The organism is Limosilactobacillus sp. (assembly GCF_022651205.1).
GTDB lineage: Bacteria > Bacillota > Bacilli > Lactobacillales > Lactobacillaceae > Limosilactobacillus.
The window spans coordinates 1-18,846 of the sequence record NZ_JALCQI010000018.1 but is presented as its reverse complement, the minus strand read 5'-3'; the positions used below and the strand labels follow the sequence as shown (position 1 = coordinate 18,846).

General features: G+C 41.2%; 16 protein-coding genes, 1 riboswitch and 1 other annotated feature. Of the genes, 7 read left to right on the top strand and 9 right to left on the bottom strand.

Annotated features, from left to right (window positions below; translation table 11 throughout):
- Positions 1 to 85: 85 nt before the first annotated feature.
- The 4 genes from LKJ51_RS04985 to LKJ51_RS04970 all read left to right on the top strand — a co-directional run bounded on the left by LKJ51_RS04985 (position 86) and on the right by LKJ51_RS04970 (position 2,854).
- Positions 86 to 586, top strand: a complete 501-nt coding sequence (locus tag LKJ51_RS04985) for a DUF2975 domain-containing protein (protein ID WP_291978727.1) — start codon at positions 86 to 88, stop codon at positions 584 to 586.
- Between the two features lie 13 nt (positions 587 to 599).
- The gene (locus LKJ51_RS04980; RefSeq protein ID WP_291978726.1) at positions 600 to 803 is read left to right on the top strand and encodes a helix-turn-helix domain-containing protein; all 204 of its coding nucleotides are present in this window, start codon (positions 600 to 602) and stop codon (positions 801 to 803) included.
- Between the two features lie 107 nt (positions 804 to 910).
- Positions 911 to 2,347, top strand: a complete 1,437-nt coding sequence (locus LKJ51_RS04975) for a PTS transporter subunit IIC (RefSeq protein ID WP_291978725.1) — start codon at positions 911 to 913, stop codon at positions 2,345 to 2,347.
- Between the two features lie 6 nt (positions 2,348 to 2,353).
- Entirely contained in the window at positions 2,354 to 2,854 is a 501-nt protein-coding gene (locus LKJ51_RS04970; RefSeq protein ID WP_291978724.1) for a DUF1440 domain-containing protein, read from the top strand.
- Between the two features lie 62 nt (positions 2,855 to 2,916).
- Here LKJ51_RS04970 and LKJ51_RS04965 read toward each other — a convergent pair whose 3' ends face one another.
- The 3 genes from LKJ51_RS04965 to LKJ51_RS04955 form a co-directional block, all read right to left on the bottom strand.
- Complete coding sequence (locus LKJ51_RS04965; protein ID WP_291978722.1) at positions 2,917 to 5,169, bottom strand: DEAD/DEAH box helicase; 2,253 nt, start codon at positions 5,167 to 5,169, stop codon at positions 2,917 to 2,919.
- A 291-nt stretch (positions 5,170 to 5,460) separates the two neighbouring features.
- Positions 5,461 to 6,792, bottom strand: coding sequence for an ATP-binding protein (locus LKJ51_RS04960; RefSeq protein ID WP_291978721.1), 1,332 nt, complete (start codon positions 6,790 to 6,792; stop codon positions 5,461 to 5,463).
- A gap of 12 nt (positions 6,793 to 6,804) precedes the next feature.
- A complete protein-coding gene (locus LKJ51_RS04955; RefSeq protein WP_291978720.1) occupies positions 6,805 to 8,637 on the bottom strand; it encodes a TerB N-terminal domain-containing protein in 1,833 nt (610 codons plus the stop codon).
- A gap of 166 nt (positions 8,638 to 8,803) precedes the next feature.
- Positions 8,804 to 9,059, top strand: a binding site (T-box leader).
- A gap of 64 nt (positions 9,060 to 9,123) precedes the next feature.
- On the opposite strand from LKJ51_RS04955, the gene asnA reads away from it, so the two are divergent.
- Together asnA and asnS are read left to right on the top strand one after the other, a co-directional pair.
- Entirely contained in the window at positions 9,124 to 10,134 is a 1,011-nt protein-coding gene (asnA, locus tag LKJ51_RS04950; protein ID WP_291978719.1) for an aspartate--ammonia ligase, read from the top strand.
- A gap of 29 nt (positions 10,135 to 10,163) precedes the next feature.
- Positions 10,164 to 11,462, top strand: coding sequence for an asparagine--tRNA ligase (asnS, locus tag LKJ51_RS04945; protein WP_291978718.1), 1,299 nt, complete (start codon positions 10,164 to 10,166; stop codon positions 11,460 to 11,462).
- A gap of 81 nt (positions 11,463 to 11,543) precedes the next feature.
- On the opposite strand, the gene ribH is transcribed toward asnS, so the two are convergent.
- From ribH to LKJ51_RS04915, 6 genes are all read right to left on the bottom strand, one after another.
- Complete coding sequence (ribH, locus tag LKJ51_RS04940; protein WP_291978717.1) at positions 11,544 to 12,005, bottom strand: 6,7-dimethyl-8-ribityllumazine synthase; 462 nt, start codon at positions 12,003 to 12,005, stop codon at positions 11,544 to 11,546.
- Positions 12,006 to 12,008: 3 nt separating this feature from the next.
- A complete protein-coding gene (gene ribA, locus LKJ51_RS04935; RefSeq protein ID WP_291978716.1) occupies positions 12,009 to 13,190 on the bottom strand; it encodes a GTP cyclohydrolase II in 1,182 nt (393 codons plus the stop codon).
- A complete protein-coding gene (locus tag LKJ51_RS04930) occupies positions 13,190 to 13,792 on the bottom strand; it encodes a riboflavin synthase (RefSeq protein WP_291978715.1) in 603 nt (200 codons plus the stop codon). Before LKJ51_RS04930 ends, ribA begins: the two co-directional genes overlap by 1 nt.
- The gene (gene ribD / locus LKJ51_RS04925) at positions 13,785 to 14,855 is read right to left on the bottom strand and encodes a bifunctional diaminohydroxyphosphoribosylaminopyrimidine deaminase/5-amino-6-(5-phosphoribosylamino)uracil reductase RibD (RefSeq protein WP_434737683.1); all 1,071 of its coding nucleotides are present in this window, start codon (positions 14,853 to 14,855) and stop codon (positions 13,785 to 13,787) included. The genes LKJ51_RS04930 and ribD overlap by 8 nt, the downstream gene beginning before the upstream one ends.
- 154 nt (positions 14,856 to 15,009) lie before the next feature.
- Positions 15,010 to 15,153, bottom strand: a riboswitch (FMN riboswitch).
- Positions 15,154 to 15,229: 76 nt separating this feature from the next.
- A complete protein-coding gene (locus LKJ51_RS04920) occupies positions 15,230 to 15,931 on the bottom strand; it encodes an EAL domain-containing protein (RefSeq protein WP_291978712.1) in 702 nt (233 codons plus the stop codon).
- Between the two features lie 27 nt (positions 15,932 to 15,958).
- Entirely contained in the window at positions 15,959 to 17,098 is a 1,140-nt protein-coding gene (locus LKJ51_RS04915) for a GGDEF domain-containing protein (protein WP_291978711.1), read from the bottom strand.
- A 336-nt stretch (positions 17,099 to 17,434) separates the two neighbouring features.
- Here LKJ51_RS04915 and LKJ51_RS04910 point away from each other — a divergent pair, with 336 nt between their 5' ends.
- Entirely contained in the window at positions 17,435 to 18,775 is a 1,341-nt protein-coding gene (locus tag LKJ51_RS04910) for an IS4 family transposase (RefSeq protein ID WP_291978710.1), read from the top strand.
- Positions 18,776 to 18,846: the final 71 nt, after the last annotated feature.

The following is an 18,846-nucleotide window of genomic DNA, read 5'->3' as shown; positions in this document are numbered from 1 at the left end:
TTGTTACTCGATATTAAATTATTGCTTTACAATAATTTAATATCGTTTTATAATAATTACAATTCTTGTGAAAGCGGTGTCGGTAATGAAAAAGATTAATAAATTCCTTCTCGGAAGCATTCAAGCATTGGTTGATTTTGGAATTATTTCAAACGGTCTTTTAGGAATCTACTTTCTAATTGTCGGACCGGTTTATATTTTCACTGATCCTATTTCCTTTAAATTAATTGGTAGTAACTTAGCAATTGAATTCCTTCTTTACTTCGATATTTTGCTTTTTTGGGCTGTCTTCTTGTATGGCTGTTTTGCTCTACATAACATTCTCGATAATATTAATCTTCAAAAATACTTTGCCCCTGCAAACATGATCGCTTTACGTAAATTAATGTTCTCATTTCTTATTCTTACTATCCTTGACGGAATTAACACGGTTATTAACCATTTTATTAATGTAACAGCACAGCTCGACTTCTTCCCGTGCGGTGATTATTACGCCTACTTTATTTCACTAATTATTTGCTACCTCGTCTACTTTATCTTTAAGCGTGGATTAGACTTGCAAAATGAAAATAACAGTATTATTTAGAGGGTGAAAGTAGATGATTAAAGTTAATCTTGGGGTTGTTATGGAAAAGCAAGGAATCTCTTCTAAAGAACTGGCAAAAGAGATCGGGATTACACCAGCAAATCTCTCAATTTTAAAAACTGGTAAAGCAAAGGGGATCCGTTTTGCGACCTTAAATAAACTATGTAATATTTTGAACTGTCAGCCTGGAGATATTCTGAAGTATGATCAGAATTAGTCTATATGCATTTAACCCAACTCTTTCTATCATTCGTTGTACAATAAAAAAGACAGCTATTATGCAAGACCCAGAATAAATAAAACGAATAGAAAGAGGATGAAGTTTTGCTTTCATCTGTAAGTCACTTCTTTAACGCTTTTGGCGCTACCGTTGTGGTGCCGATTATGATTTTTATCATTGCCCTTTTCCTTAAGGTCAAACTAAAAACTGCAGCGATGTCTGCCTTGTATGCCGGGGTTGGGTTAACCGGATTCTCCTGGATCATCAGTGAATTTACACCGGTTGTTACCAAGATTATTCACCAAATGGTTAATAACGTTGGGATCAAGCTCCCGGTAGTTGATATTGGCTGGCAAGCGGGATCCTTGGCAAGTTTTAACTCCTCAGTTGGCCTAGCCTTCTTTGTATTCGGCCTCATTGCAGAATTTATTCTTTTTGCAGTCGGCATCACAAAGGTCTTTATGCCTTCTAATTTATGGAATAACTTTGGTTTCATGATTTGGGGAACCCTTGCCTATTACGCTACCCACAACTTTTGGTTAGCGATGGGACTATCATTTTTCATGCTTCTCTATACACTTGAGTTAGCTGAAATTCAAGCAGATCGTTGGTCGTCTTATTATCAAATCAAGAACACAACGGTCTGTGCTGCTCAAAATATAGTCCAGACCGTTCCCGCAATTTTATTGGATCCATTATGGAACATGCTTGGCTTCAACAAGGTTCACTTAACCCCAAAAACCTTTCAACAAAAGTTCGGCGTCTTCGGTCAGCCAACCACCCTTGGGGCAATTCTTGGTCTGCTAATTGGGATTCTAGGCAACCTTAACCGTCTCACTAGCTACCATGCCTGGGGACAGATTTTCCAATTTGCTATCCAATTAGCTGCAGTGATGACCATTTTTCCTCTAGTAACTGAGGTTTTTGCTAATGCATTTAAACCACTGGCTAATAGTATTGATCAGCAACGAAAAGCCGCTGCTAATAAACAAAAGATTACCGATCCGATTAATGATCGGAAGCGTTGGTTCTTAGCTGTCGATGATGGGGTTGGTTATGGTGAGTCAGCAACGATTATTTCAGGAATTATCCTGATCCCAATCATGGTCGTAATTGCATTTATTCTTCCTGGGAACCGAACTTTACCGATTGTGGACTTGATTGCCTTACCATTTATGGTTGAATCAATCGTTGCCATTACAAACGGGAATATTCTTAAAGTAATTGCTAACGGAATCGTCTGGTTTGGGGTTGGCCTATACTGCTCTAGCTGGCTAGCTCCAATTTACACTGGGGCAATTGCCCATTATGGTTCAGCAATCCCTGCCGGAATAGTTTTGGTTACCAGTTTCAACCTGATGGCTCGTCCGCTAAACGCCATTGTCTTTGCTGCCTTTATCTCTCAAAATCCACTATGGATTGGTTTATGTATTATTATTTATTTAGTATTACTATTTTGCCTTCGCCGCTATCGCCCACAAATTTGGCGATACCTAAACTCAATGGCTGACAAAAATACTGCTAATTCAATGAAGGAGTGACTTTTTATGGTTAAGTTAAATCTTAAGAAAATGTTGATTGCTGGAACAGCAGCCGGAGTAATTTCTGGACTGGTTAAGCTTGGTTGGGAGAATATCCTGCCACCCCGGACTGCCGAACGGGATAAGGTTAATCCACCCCAAACTCTCCTTCAACAACTAGGAGTACCGGCAAAGCTTACCCAGGCAACCTATACCTATTCAGGACAACAACTTCCATGGGTATCCTACCTCGTTCACTTTGGCTTCTCTATTTCATTTGCGACTGCTTATGCCGCCCTATTAGAAAAGAAGGTTAAGTTATTAACCCTTGGTGAAGGAATTCCATTCGGGATTGCCGTTTGGATTGCCTTCCACTTAGTAATCATGCCAGCAATGAAGACAGTCCCTAATGCTAAGGATCAGCCTTTCGAAGAGCACCTTTCCGAAAGCCTTGGTCACGCAATCTGGATGTGGACCAACCATGAAATTGCCGAAGAGGTTTTACACCAATTAAAGAATAAAAAATAAAACTCATTAAAAACGGGAGCTCCAGAGTTCGATATCAAAACCGAATTCTGGAGCTCTTATTTTTATTTATCCTGTTCTTTACAATGCTGACGAACTAAACGGCGAACACAACGACGCATCTCTTTGATATCTAAGACACCCTGAGCAAAGCCTTTCTTGATTAATTCATCGGGAATGTATTGATCATACTTATCAAATACTGGTACTTCATTTTCAAAAACAAGGTCAACCGGATCAAAGTCCTTAGCAGACTCTTCTTTAATAATTTGATAAAATTCTTCTTCACTCGCATCCATAGAAAATTCCATATAGTATGGACGAACAGAATTGAATCCGCGGAGTCCTAGCCGTTGTGCACACTTTAACCGAAGAAGACGCTCCAAAGCAAGAAATGAATAGGTTCCCGTCCACGGGAAGAAACACCACATTTTTCCGCCAAGGTTAATTAACGATTTTTCTAACATCCCTGCGGCTCGTGCAGTTTCACGTGCTTCCCGCAGTCGCGCCGATGCGTTCACCATCAAGTAAGGGTAGTTTTTGTCCTCGGCCAAAACCTTTTGCATTCGTTCAAGGATTCGAGGGTGAATATCACCCGGAACATCCCCAAAGTATGCCGGAATCCGGCCCTTAACTTCATGACAATATACCTGGTGACGTTGACGATCAATATCCTCAACAACCCAGACACGCCCTGCGATTGCAATCTTGTCCCCAACCGGTGGTGGCTTAACAATTGTTCCTAATTCTTCAGAACCAGAGTGAACACTAAACTCCTCATTTTCTTGAAAAACTGCGTAAAACTTAAAATTGTTTACGACCCGTTCTCCAGCAAGGCCAACTATTAAGCCACCATTTTCAGTCTGCTGGATATGATCAATTCTAATTAAATGCCGTAGCAGGATCCGATAATCGTCCTGACTAATGTTATGAAAGTACGATAGCGTTAGTACCCGTGAGGCCAATTCTGCCGGTGTCATTTCACCACTTGAAGCTAACGTACTCATCGTCTGGTGGTATAGCAGACTGTAAGGTAATCGACCCGTTCGTGGTGGTTCCACAAACCGTTCTTCTAGGTACAATTGCACAAGAGCAATCCCTTGAATTAGCGGCCACGGAATCAACTCAGGAAGCATTGCCCGTGACTCCGGATGTTCTTCGCGCATCACAAACCACATCTCCGGCGGGTCACCACGACGACCAGTCCGTCCCATTCGTTGTAAGAATCCTGAAACCGTAAATGGTGCATCAATCTGAAACGCTCTTTCCAGCCGACCAATATCAATTCCTAGTTCAAGCGTTGCGGTTGCACAGGTTGTCATCAATGAGTTCTCGTCCTTCATTGCCTCTTCAGCAGTCTGACGGAACGCTGTTGAAAGGTTTCCGTGGTGAATCATAAAGCGATCTGGTTCATGGTTTGCTTCACAGTATGCCCTCAACGACTGACAAACTGCCTCACATTCTTCACGACTATTAGTAAAGACTAAACACTTTTTTCCCCGAGTATGTTCAAATACATAGGCTAGTCCTGGATCCGCCATCGTTGGTGCCTTGTCGGTTGCCTGCTCTAATACTGGTTGGGCATCACGTTCTTGAGCATCATCCCCAGCCTGAACGGGATCCTTATAGAAATGTTCCATTGATAACCGCCAAACTTCGTGGGTATCAGCAATCTTCGGAATTACCGTTCCCCGATCGGTTCCTGCAGCTAGCAATTGCCCCGCTGCCCTTGGATCACCAATCGTTGCTGAAAGGCCAATTCGCCGCGGCTGGCATCCGGCCAATTTAGCTAATCGTTCAATTAAGCAAAACGTTTGTCCACCACGATCCCCTCGCAACATTGAATGGATCTCATCAATTACAATAAAACGGAGATCTCCGAAAAGGCTCGGAATATCCATATGCTTATTCAACATTAACGACTCTAGAGATTCCGGTGTAATTTGCAGAACTCCTGACGGGTGACGAAGCAATCGACGCTTTTGTGACTGAGCAACATCCCCGTGCCACCGCCAAACAGGGATCCCTGGATCGTGGCAAAGTTCGCTCAATCGTTGATACTGATCATTAATCAGCGCCTTCAAGGGAGCAATGTATAGACAGCCAACAGAAGCTGGCGGATTCTCACTCATTAGCGTTAGGATTGGGAAAAAGGCTGCTTCGGTTTTCCCCGATGCTGTGGGGGCCGAAAGTAAGACATTTTGATCACCATTAAAGATTGCCTCACCGGCTGCTTGCTGAATTGCCCGTAAACTTCGCCATCCCTGACTGTAAATATAATCCTGGATAAATGGCGCATAGCGTGAAAAAACATCCATTAAAAATCACTCCCTTCTGTGGTTTGATTGTTATTGTGCTTTGCCTGAGTTTCCTTCTACTGTTACATAGTCGAAACGTTGGAGTGAACCAGAAATTGATTTATCAATTTCGTTTGTGAACCCACGCAAGGCTGAGTAGGTTTTTGGCTATCAACTTGTTGATGACAAAAGCCACTCAGCTACTGCGCTTCGCCCGAGTTTCCTAGAGCTAGCAACCTCCTTCCTAGGCGCAAGTCGCCTTCGTCAGGAGAAATTGCTAGCTTTCCGGAAACTCTTTGGGGCGAAGGCACTCTATATTTTAAATTCCGCAAATCCCTCGTTGGTGTTGTTGGAGACGGCGGAGGATTGGTTGTAGTTGAATTTATCGGATTCAAGTAAAGACTTAACGTCGGTTCCTGGGTTTTGCCAAAGGATATCAAGTAGTTCAATAAAATCACGGATAACTTCTCGTGGTGTGATATTGGCGCTTGCACCAATTCGACCATATTCGATCTTAATGAAGGTTGCCAAATCATCCTCTGTAATCTTCCGTTCATAACCATACAAGTTGGCATGCATATCGGCTAGTTTTTCGGTTAATACCAACATTTCTTCAGCGGTTAATGGTTCAAGTTTAATCACCGGTGCGTACATATCGCGGACACCATCCTGAGCAAACTTTCCTTCAGCTAATCGTGAGCGCAAAGCTTCATAGCTGTAAACACCACGCCGTCGATCTTCAATTGCCTGTGGAGTACCACACATAATAATCCCAAGATACTTGGCCTTTCCCTGAAGAGTATCGTTATACATTGTCAGAATCTTCTCGTAGTTGTACTGGCGACTAATACTGTTGGGAATCTTGTAGATGTTAACTAGCTCATCAATCATGATCATCATTCCCTGATAACCGGCTTGCCGGAAGAAGGTGGCAAACAGTTTCAAGTATTCATACCAATCATCGTCAGTAATAATAATATTTACACCAAGTTCCTTTTTGGCATCTGTTTTCCGGTCGTATTCGCCCCGGAACCATTTAGTTACTTTAGCCTTTGTTTCTTGGTCGTCATTTACGTATGCCTGGTAATACATATTCAGGAGCTTGGCAAAGTCAAAACCGTGAACTAATTCGTTTAGCGAAGCGATCACTTTATAAATTTCCCGATCAACGGCAACTGAAAACTGAGGATCATCTGGTGAAATTTCCTGCTCACTAGCAACCTTGGCTTGAACCGAACTAATCCATCGGTCAAGGATCAGATTAAGTGCGCCACCTTCAGGACGTGTCTTCGTCGATAAATTCTGAATTAATTCCCGATAGGTTGCTAACCCTTGGCCGTTATTCCCGTGCAACCGTCGCTCAGGTGAGAGATCACCATCAACAACAATAAATCCCTTATCCATTACGTAGTTTCGCATCGTTTGTAGTAAAAAGCTCTTTCCAGAACCATAACGGCCAACAATAAAGCGGAATGATGCACCACCCTCGGAAATGATATCAACATCGTGAAGCAAGGCAGCAATTTCATCCTTCCTCCCCACCGTAATATAGGGAAGACCGATCCGGGGAACAACCCCACCTTTGAGGGAATTTAAAATTGTTTGTGCAATTCGTTTCGGCACTCGCTTGCGTTTTTCTGGCATTTTTATCCTCCTCTAGTTAATTAACTCTTCAATATCCTCACGGTAATCCTCCACAATTTGTGGTTGCTCTTGATCGTCAAATTCAATCACCGTATCGCCGATTTCATCAAATAGTTTATCGTTAATCTCATCCACAATAATACTAACCATTAGGTGGTGACGTTTAAAGTATGACCGCCATTCTTTTCCCGCTAACAGGCTAGTTAAAAGGTACAATTCATCTTTAGAGAGTCCTAGTTCATCATTAGTCGATCCTTGTGGTTCTTCAGTAGACGTTGGTATTTCTTGTGGCTTGTTAATTGTTTCCTCTTCTCTCTCAGCTTCTCGCTCCTCGTCGGTTAACAAACTCTCCCGGGTTACTGAAGCGTCAGCCCGAATCTGTTCAAGGTTAGTCAGATTAATCTTAATTTTTGGCCGCCGAGCCTCTTCGATTTGACGCTGAGCCTCAATAATTGCTGGTTTGATTTCACTCAAAATCTTTTCCCTAATTGGCCGTGGCTTTAACTGACGACCACAATGAAACGCTTGCCGGACAAGTCGGTCAATTTCGTGCAGAAGGCTGCCAATTTTTTGTTTCCGCCGGCTTGCAGGAAGATAATATTGGTAACGCCACTTTCCATTTTTGTAAGAATAACTGCACTGTTCATCTACCTTACAGGTAAATGTATCCTTAATTTTCTGGTCGTAAAAAACCGCGTTAGCAAAGGGGCGCTGGGTAAGCTCACCTTGCCAGCCAAGATAGTTCTTAAAAACGTCCTCATCCTTTAATGAGCTCAATCTCTGCCAAACATCCTTAACAATTTGAGCAAGCAATTCTGGATCCTGCTTTGCTAACGGACAGTGATCCAACTGATAGGAGGAAAGTGAACATAGTGCAGCCATTACTTTTTCCGCTGAAGAATCTTCGGGGCTACTCAAAATATTATAAGCAGCATCACCTTTGATCCGCTCAGCAAATTGTTGCTTAACGTAGTCCGGTCCTAGCTGATAGTAAATAACATAATCACGAAGCCATTGGTTCAGATACTCGGTCATTTTCTTATCCATGAACTCTGCATAGTCTTTTTTAAACTCGATTAGCTTTTGGTACCCCGTCAATGGCGACGAGATTCCAATCTGGTTAATCAACTCATATAGGTAGACATAAACAAATGACGTTGGTGCTTTAGGATACTTTCCATTTCGCACCTTTGTCCGCCACGTAAAATATCCACGGAGCTGGGCTGTTGTCATATCGTGGTAAACCGGAAAATAACGTTGAAAATCCCCTTGATAGTCATAATCATCCTGGTAATCAGCAATACTCTTCCCCTGAACATAAAAGTTCTTTGCTCTTCCCGTAAGCGGCGGCAATGTGTAATCATATAGCGAATTCATTTTTAAAATTTCTCGAGGAATCTGTCGAGGCTTCGCAAACGGAACTGACCGGTTATTAAGGGAAATCGGTTGGTCGCGATAAACCGTCTTTTGCTTAAAGGGGGGAACATAAATCAATCGTTCTGAGTGTGCTGGGGAGTCGTCTTCCTTTAATGATGCCTGAAATGCCTGCTCAAGGGCGCGATTTACTTCTTCACGGGGAGTTTGCTCATTAATCGTCACCCTTAACCAGCCAGCTTTCCTCATCCGCTTTGCAGGTGAAAATATCGGACTTTGCTGATAACGTTCACCGCAATGAACCTCTAAGTAAGCAAGGTTAGTATCTTCTGCTGATTGGATAAGGAGAGCAAACCACCTACCAGAAACAGGAGATGAAAAAACGCAAGCATTCCATTGACGTGCTAACTGGTAATTTGGCTGGATACCAAATTGCTGTTGGACATAGCGGATAACGTCATTTTGGTTCATTGATTCTCCTCCCCCCCTTTTGAACATTTGTTCGGATAGTTACATTATATTACGATCCCAGCGATGAGCTCAATTATTTATTTTAAGGAGAATTACATTTTTAGCAAAAAAATTTAAAAGACAGTTGATTTTTATAAAAATTCGGTTAAAATACAATTAAAGAATTTCAAAAGCGATGAAAAAGAAGAGTAAATAATTTTCAGTCTAACAGTGAGTCGGTGATAGTGGGAGACCGATAGCACCTGGATTATTGAAAAACACTTTTTCCATGCTACTAACCCAAATAACCTCGTTTAAAGTAGGCTTAGTCGTCACCGGCACGTTATCTTACCGGGAAAGTATTTATGTACTTGATAAGATGGTCTAAAATTATTTTAGACAATTTGGGTGGTACCGCGGAACAAAAGCCTTTCGTCCCTTAGATGTTGGGGATGAAGGGCTTTTTTATTTATCCTCGATTCTAAGCATATTAAGGAGTTGCTAATTATGACGTTAATTATTCCAAAGGACTACGATCCGAAATTGTCTATTCGTGATACGGAAGCTGCTATCCGCTTCATTCGGGAAAACTTCCAAGATGAATTTGGTCAAGAATTACACTTGCAACGGATGTCCGCACCAATGTTTGTGGATAAGAGTACTGGTCTAAACGATAACCTTAACGGTATTGAAAAGCCCGTTTCCTTCGATATGAAGGGAATGCCAGGTGAAACGATTGAAATCGTCCACTCCCTTGCTAAGTGGAAGCGACTGGCCTTAAAGAAGTATGGTTTCGGCCTTCACGAAGGACTCTATACCAACATGAACGCCATCCGGAAAGATGAAGATTTAGATAACTTCCACTCAATCTATGTTGACCAGTGGGACTGGGAAAAGATCATCACCAAAGAAGAACGAACTGAACAAACATTAAAAGCTACTGTTCGGCAAATCTTCAAGGTTATTAAGCGGATTGAAAAAGAATTGTGGTACCTCTACCCAGATGCGGTTTACCAATTACCAGATGACATTCATTTCGTTACTACCCAAGAGCTTGAAGATCGCTGGCCAGACCTCACCCCAATGGAACGGGAAGATAAGATCGCTAAGGAAATGGGCGCTGTCTTCGTCATGAAGATTGGTGACAAGTTGAAGCGTTCCGGTAAGCCTCACGATGGCCGGGCACCCGACTATGATGACTGGAGCCTCAACGGTGACATCATTTTCTGGTACAAGCCTCTTCAAAAGAAGCTCGAAATCTCCAGCATGGGGATCCGGGTTAGTCCAGAATCAATGAAGTACCAACTTGAACAAGCTGGTGCAACTGACCGTGAAAAATTACCATTCCACCAAATGTTGCTCAACGGCGAATTACCATATACAATTGGTGGAGGAATTGGTCAATCTCGGCTCTGCATGCTCCTACTTGGTAAAGCCCATGTGGGTGAAGTTCAAGCAAGCATCTGGCCAGATGAGATGCTTAAGAAGTGCGAGGCAGCACACATTCAAATTCTATAAAAAACAATTGATTAAGGGAGAGTATTAAAGTGGAAACAATTACGATTAGTCAAGCTCCTCAACACGTTGGGGAAACCGTTAAGATTGGTGTTTGGTTAACTGACAAGCGGTCTAGTGGGAAGATCGCCTTCTTACAATTACGTGACGGAACCGGCTTTTTCCAAGGGATCATCCGGAAAAATGACGTTGATGAAGAAAAGTTCGACTCTGCTAAGCACGATCTTCACCAAGAAACCAGTTTTTGGGTAACCGGTGAAATTGCCGAAGATAAGCGTTCAAAGTTCGGTTACGAAATCCACATCAAGGACTTTGAAATCGTTAGTGAAAGCGAAGATTACCCAATTGGGAACAAGGAACACGGAATTGAATTCTTACTCGATCACCGTCACTTATGGTTACGTTCTCGCAAGCCATGGGCATTAATGCGGATCCGGAGTCGGGTAAAGTTAGCTACAATGGAATTCTTTGATAAGCATGGCTTTACTCAATTCGATGCCCCAATTCTTACTTCATCAGCCCCTGAAGGAACGACCGAATTATTCGACGTTAAGTACTTCGATACTGATGCCTACCTATCACAATCTGGTCAGCTATACGGTGAAGCTGGTGCCATGGCTCTTGGTAAGATCTACACTATGGGTCCTACTTTCCGGGCTGAAAAGTCAAAGACCCGTCGTCACATGACGGAATTCTGGATGATCGAACCAGAAATGGCTTGGATGCACCAAAATGAAAGTCTTAAGATCCAGGAACAATACGTTGCTTACCTTGTTCAAGATTTAATTGACCACTGTGCTCAAGAATTAGAAATGGTTGGTCGTTCGGTTGAAAGCCTCAAGCCATTCACCGAATTGCCTTACCCACGGATCACCTACAAGAAGGCAATCGAAATGCTTCAAGCAGGTGGCTTCGATTCCAAGTATGGCGATGACTTTGGTTCACCTGAAGAAACCTACTTGGCAGACCAATTTAACAAGCCAGTCTTTATCATGAACTACCCACGGGCAATCAAGGCCTTCTACATGCCTACTGATCCTGAAGATGATCGTCAAGTTATCTGTGCTGACTTACTAGCACCAGAAGGCTACGGTGAAATCATTGGTGGTTCAGAACGTTCATACGACTACGAATACATCACCAACAAGCTGGAAGAAAATGGTCTCAGCAAGGAAGACTACGGTTGGTACGATGACCTCCGTAAATACGGTTCTGTTCCTCACTCCGGATTCGGAATGGGACTTGAACGATTCCTTTCCTGGATCACTCTCCAAGAACACATTCGGGAAAACATTCCGTTCCCACGGATGATCAACCGGTTACGTCCATAAATAGAGTGTGAGCCCGTTAAAACCTTACATTTAAATGTTCTAAAATGAGGACGAGAAAAACTACTTTTCTCGTCCTCTTTGTTAAATCTGATTGTTTAACGAAATCATCTCAAGTAAGCTCTGTGCTGTGCTAGCACCTTCATTCCCCATCTTTAATCCCGCTCGCTGCATTGCCTGCTCAATATTATCAGTTGTTAATAAACCAAATGTGATCGGAATGATTCCTTGTAAGTTCAACTGCATAATTGCACTTGTTACGTTTTGGCAAATCAAATCATAATGATCGGTCTCTCCTTTAATCACAGCTCCTAGCGTCATAATTCCGTCGAACTTATTGCTAGTGAGTAGTTTCTTAACGGTAAACGGAATTTCAAAAGCTCCTGGGACATGGTAAACACTAATCTGATCATCGGCTAACCCAAATTTACTTAACGTTCTTACTGCCCCACTTTTAAGTTGCCGCGTAACGGTATCATTAAAGTCAGCCACAACGATTGCTACTTTCATATTATGTTGATTAAACTTTCCACTAATTTCGTTCATTGTTTATCCCTCCAAATTCAATAAATGATGAAACTTTTCTTTCTTTGTCTGAAGATACTTTTGGTCATGGACATTCGGCTTGATTTCTAATGGTAACCGTTGATGAATTTCGATTCCGTCTAACTTTAATTGGTTAATTTTATCTGGATTATTAGTAAGGAGATCAATCTTCCGTACTCCCAATTCTCTTAACATCTGAGCAGCCAGTTCGTACGTCCGCTCATCAGGTTTAAAACCAAGGTGTTCATTTGCCTGAACAGTATCTAAGCCTTGTTCTTGCAAGCGATAAGACTTCAGTTTATTTCGCAAGCCAATTCCACGACCCTCCTGTCGCAAGTACAGAATTACTCCACGGCCATTTTTATCAATCCGTCGCATTGCTTCATGAAGCTGCGGACCACAATCACACCGTAACGAACCAAGAACATCCCCCGTAAAACATTCTGAATGTAGCCGAACCATTACCGGCTCATCTCCCCGAATATCGCCTTTAATTAATGCCAAGTTATCTCCCGCAAACCGTTGTAATTTAAAATCTCCATACTTTGTCGGCAACTTAACATTCTCTACGGGTTTACTCACTTCACTCCGGCGATATTCCTGTAATTCCTTGATCGTAATGATCGGCAACCCATACTCTTCCGCCATTTCATGAAGTTCTTTAGAGCGGGCCATCTCCCCATTTGCTTGAAGAATTTCACAAATATAAGCAACTGGTTTTTCACCAGCTAACTTAGCAAGATCAACAGCTGCTTCAGTATGACCGTTACGTTCTAGAACCCCGCCATCTTTTGCTACTAACGGAAAAATATGACCAGGCTTATAAAAGTCATCACTTATTGCTGACGGATCAGCTAAGTGAGTAATCGTCCGCCATCGATCGAAGACAGAGATTCCAGTGGTCGTTGACTTATGATCAACACTAATCGTAAATGCCGTGCCAAAAGGATCGGTATTATTTGTAGTCATCTGTTGAAGATGAAGTCGATCCGCTACAGCTGAATCCATTGGAACACACATCAGCCCCCGAGCATACTTTGTCATAAAATTAACTTTCTGAGGGGTAGCTTTACTTGCTAAGCCAATCATATCTCCTTCAGCTTCACGATCCTCATCATCCATTACAATTACTAGTCCACCATTTTTTAGATATTCCAACGCATTTTGGATTTTCTTGACATCCATCATTTTGACCCCACTTTCAAATTTGCAGCGACATACTTTCCCAAAATATCGGTCTCGAGATTAACCCGACTTCCCACTTGAAGTTCATCGAGATTCGTAATTGCTTGAGTATGTGGAATTAGTCCTACACTAAACCATTCATTTGTTGTAGCCATAACCGTTAAGCTAACTCCATTAATTGCAACGCTTCCCTGCGGTACTATCTGACCCATTAGTCGTTTTGGTAAGTTAAAAAATAGCTCAATGGCGTTTTCATTTCGGTGACGATCAACAACTTGAGTTATCTCATCAACATGTCCTGTTACGATGTGACCTTCAAGCCGAGAGCCAACTTGTAAGGAGCGTTCTAAGTTAACTAAACTACCAATTTGACGATCTTTAAAAGTTGTCTTTTCAAATGTTTGCGGCATGAGCGTTACCATAAATTGATGATCATTAAATTCCTCAACGGTTAGACATGTTCCATCGATCGCAATTGAGTCACCAATTTGTACTTTATCTAAGAAATGGGAGTCAATCGGCTCAACTGTTAATTCGATCGTCTCTTGTCCTTTTTTCATTTGCCTTATTTTTCCCATTCCGCTCACTAAGCCACTAAACATTTTTCTTCACCCTTCCTGAAATTCGCACGTTATTACCTAATCCCTTTATATTGGTTCCCGATAGCTTCATCTCTGCAGGTACTTGCATTCCACTAACGCCCTGCTCACCAATGAATTGTGGACTCAAATAAGTAATCACTTCATTCACTAAACCACTATTAACAAATGCCTGATGAAGAGTCGGCCCACCTTCTACATACAATGATTGCAAACCACGATGTCCGCACTCTTCGACTACAGCTTCAATCGAACAATTAGCCAAATAAATTATTTCTGCTTTCGTTTTAGCTAACTTATCTTTGAGGTTTGGGTCACTAGAGAATATCCATGTTTTAGCTTCTGAATCATTTAATAATTTTAATTGAGAATAGTTAGATAGTCTTCCTCTTCTATCGATCACAATTCTGACTGGCGGAAATGACGTGCTCACCGAAACCGTTAGCTTAGGATTATCAATGATCGCGGTTTGACTACCGACAATAATTCCTTGATACCAAGCTCGTTCCCTGTGTACATAGTTGTATACCTGCTGGTTAGTGATTCTTGTGCGCTTGCCCTTAGCAGCAGCTACCTTACCATCTAGGGAAATTGACTGCTTCAGTGTTACCCACGGTTTACCTTGTTCAAAAAAGTAATTGTAATGTGGGTTAAGGTTCCACGCTTCCTGTGTAAGGATTCCCGTAACGACTTCTATTCCGTGTTCTTTCAGCATTTGAATTCCTTTACCGGTAACCAGCGAATGTGGATCAGTTTCAGCAATCACCACTCGTTTTATTCCAGAATTAGTGATTAATAATGAACACGGCGGTTGTTTACCGTAATGGTTACAAGGTTCAAGGGTTACATAAAGAGTTGAATCTAATAATTGCTCCGAAGTTAGCTTACTAATTGCATCTCGTTCAGCGTGGAAACCGCCAAATTGGTGAGTGTGTCCAGTGGCTAAAAGATGATTTTCTTTTACCACCACTGCACCTACTCGCGGGTTCTGCCATGTTTGGTAATCTGCTTTTTGTGCTTCTTTAATTGCCCGCTGCATCCACTTTTCATCATTTTGCATTAGCATCCTCCTTTCAGATCAGAAAAGCCTTGGGGATCATTCCTCAAGGCAGTTCGTAGATATATACTAGTTCTTTAAACATAAAACCCGGATAACAGATGTTGTTACCCGGGACGTTTATTTTTAAATTCACTAATAGTGGTATTAGCCACTAATTATCTGATTTCTTCTCCCATCCAGACTATTACTGTCGGTATCAGAATTACACTGATTCAGCCACTATCCATTACGAATAGCAGGTCACGGACTTCAAGATTAACTTGTCACCGTCGGTTGGGAATTACACCCCGCCCCGAAGAAATTATTATTCAACTTTATTTTAAACATATAACCATACTTACTTTTTGTAAAGTACAATTTTATTTATTCTTATAAATTCTCTAGATTTCCGCCGAACCCTTACCCCAGTAAAAACCTTGCTGGAGAACGGTCGGATTTCCAGCATAGTTCTCGGCAAGCTGGCGATCCGCAATCCCTTCAACAACAAAATCAAGGTGATGGTGTGTGGCAAAAGTTAACCAGGCATTAACAAAATTGCGTCTTGTTTCAGGATCTTCGTCTTTGAACACTAGTAATGAGAGTTTAATTCGTTTAATTGCCTTCAGTTGACGAATAATAAAGGCATAACTGTTACTCCCGGCACAAACGTCATCAATTGCTAGTTCAAAGCCGATTTTCTTTAACCGTAAAATTTCCTCATCAAGGTAATCAAGACTATGGATCGTTTCCCGCCGCTCCGTAATCTCGATTGCTACTTGGGATCCGTACTGCTGATGAACCTCTTTCAAGAATTGCCAAATGTTACTAAACTCCATTTGACACGGTTCTAGATTAATATAAATCTTCCGCTGTGGCTGATTTTCTAGAGCAGTTGCTAATGATTCTCTGCTAATCGCTATCCACTGGTCATTTCCCTCTTGCGTTGTCAGGCCATTTAAAAATTCCATTCCCGGGAAGTGTCCTGAAGAGTCCCGCATCAACATTTCATAGGTATTAATTGTAGCGTTCATCTTCCCGTCAACTTGAAGAATTGGTTGGAAAATATTATGTAATTTTTTACTACTAGTTATAATTTTTATCACTCATTCACTCTAATTATTATCGGTTTATTAATTATTTACTGCCTTTTCTGGCTTATGGTGGTGATCTGTCACAATCCAACCACGACCATTGTTTTTTACACTATACAACATTTTGTCAGCCCGCTTCAAGGTTAGATCAAGCATCTCACCGTTCATATGATTAGTTAAACTACATGAAAAGCTAATCGTAATTTCAATACCCTCTTTAGTCTTAATCGGCTTCTCATTAAAGAGCTTTTCAATTGACTGCAGAAGCGTATAAACTTCTTCAATCGAATGATTTGAGACCACAATAGAGAATTCTTCCCCGCCAAAACGATAAACATAGCCATGATCAGGAAAGGACTTATGAATTTCCTTTCTAAAAATTGTCGAAAAGTAGTTAAGGACCTCGTTTCCAACGAAATGACCATAAGTATCGTTAATCCGCTTGAAGTGATCAATATCAAGGGCACCGATAACGATATTATGAATTTCCTTTTTTTCAGTTAGGGCACTAATCTCCTGACTGAGAGCTCGATAGTTAAGTAATCCCGTCAGATCATCCCGTTCACTTTCTTTCTGTAGCAGTTTGATCTTCCGTTCGTTTTTTATTTCACTCTCATAACGTTGACCCTCAAAAACTAAAATAACAAGTAACCCCAATGTTCCGGCAGCAACGTTCACCACGTTAAAGTTATTCTCAATTCCTAACGAGATAATCTCAATCAAGCTCAAACAAAGGATTGCTAGAGCATAGCGAATCCGGATCGAGCCTTTTTTCCAACAAGCTAACCCACCACAGAGCACAAGGAATATGGCTGACTCACAAAACCAAACCCACCAGGTATTTATGGATTCAAGTCCCATAAGAACCTCGACAATATTTACAAATGGCGGTGTAATAACTAATAGCCACCACCAAAGTTTATTTTTATTATCCCGAAATAACATTGTGACCGAAACAACTTGCATAAATGCTACTTCGTTAATGTTAAATAGAGATAATTGCAGTAGACAAAACTCTTGAATTAAGTATGTGATTGTAATTGCTGTCATTAAGCCACAATTAGCTAATTTGTTTCCCTGAAAGGATTTCCAATAACGTTCAAAGTAAATTTGACTAATAATCATACAAATAACGATTATTGGTAGGTAGACAACTGCACTAAAAAGTTTGACCGCCAAATTTTTTCACCTTTTCATTAAAAATTTTCATAACTTTCAAATTTTACTGCTCCTCATTAATTTTATCTAGCTTAATTTAGCCAACCGTTTCATAATTTGGCCAATCTCATTAGCCAATTTGATTGCTATACCAACAATAGTCGCATTAACCCTTTTATACCTATTTTGTGATATAATCTTTTGCGGAAAAATTTAATTCATTTACTGAAACTTGAAAGCCCGGAATTGCGGTAATTAACCGTGATTCCGGGCTTTCTCGCTATAAAAATAGAAACGCAAGAACTCTCGCGTTATACTTAAATCGCCTAAAAAATAAGTAGAAAAGAGTCTTGCGCAATGAAAAGTATAACTCAAATTCAGGCAGAGAACGATACTAAAAACCTAATTTCTTCATTTATCAAGTTAATTGGTCTAGGTCAGCTGAGTAAGAAGGTTAATTTCAAACGCCATTCAACAATTTCTTTAACCGTCATTATCACCTGGCTATTTGAAGCTTGCTTTAGCCGGCGTTCAATGTATCGTGCCCAGCCTAGCCAGCACTTTAGCTCACGGACAGCGAGAAATGTCCTAAATGATGGCCGGATTAATTGGCAAAAGTTACTATGTTTAGTGGCAGTTAAAATTATTGCGTTTTTACGGCCTTTAATTGACCAACGGCGACGATTAGCGTTAATCGTCGATGACACGCTAATTGCTCGACCATATTCAACCAAGACCGAATTATTAGCTAAGACTTTTGACCATGATCATCATCAATATGTGACCGGTTATCGAAACTTGACCATTGGTTGGAGTGATGGAAATACCTTTCTTCCGGTTAATCTAGCTTTAATGTCAACCCGGAAGAAGGCTAATCTGATTGGGACTCAAGCATCCGTTACTGACCAGCGAACAATGGCTGGACAGCGCCGTAAGCAGGCTCAGCGAAAAATGAATGATGTGGTCTTAGAATTAATTGCCCAAACGCTTCATCTCGGCATAACTGCTAAATATGTACTTTTTGACAGCTGGTATAGTTCACCGCAAATGTTTTACCACCTTAAAGAATTAGGGTTAGATAGCGTCGCCATGCTTAAGCGAAGTTCAAAAGTCTACTATCGTTACCGTGGTCGCAATTACAGTGTCAAAGCTCTTTATCAACGTTTACTTAAATCTAAGCGTTCACATAGGCAAGACTATCTATACAGTAGTATCGTTAACGCCAATTTTCAGGGACACCATTTCCCAATCAAACTTGTCTTTGTGGCTAAGAAAGGTTTTAAGAATCAGTATTTAGTTTTAGCTTCCACCAATACCAAGATGACTCCCCAGCAGATTATCCAACTATACAGTCGGCGATGGTCAATCGAAACTTATTTCAAGACCGCTAAACAATACTTACGCCTTAATAAGTCACAAATTCAGGATTATGATGGTCAAGTCGCCCAAATTACGATTACTGCACTAACGTATCTACTTTTAGCTTGGCAAGAACGCCTTAATAAGGATGATCGAACTCTAGGCGACCTATTCTATCTTATGAACGATACTCTGCCAGAAATTAAGTTTATTGAAGCATTGGTCTACCTACTAAAGGCATTACAGTCACAAGAAACTGTTTTCCTCAGCCGAACAATTAATCAATTCATGGCTTACTTACCGCAAAATATTCAAAGTATTCTTAGAGAGACCGTTTAAGACTAATTTGGGAGAAGAAAAGCCAGAGCTGGTATGAGCTCTGGTCCTTTTGAGTACTTTCAAGTTTTAGT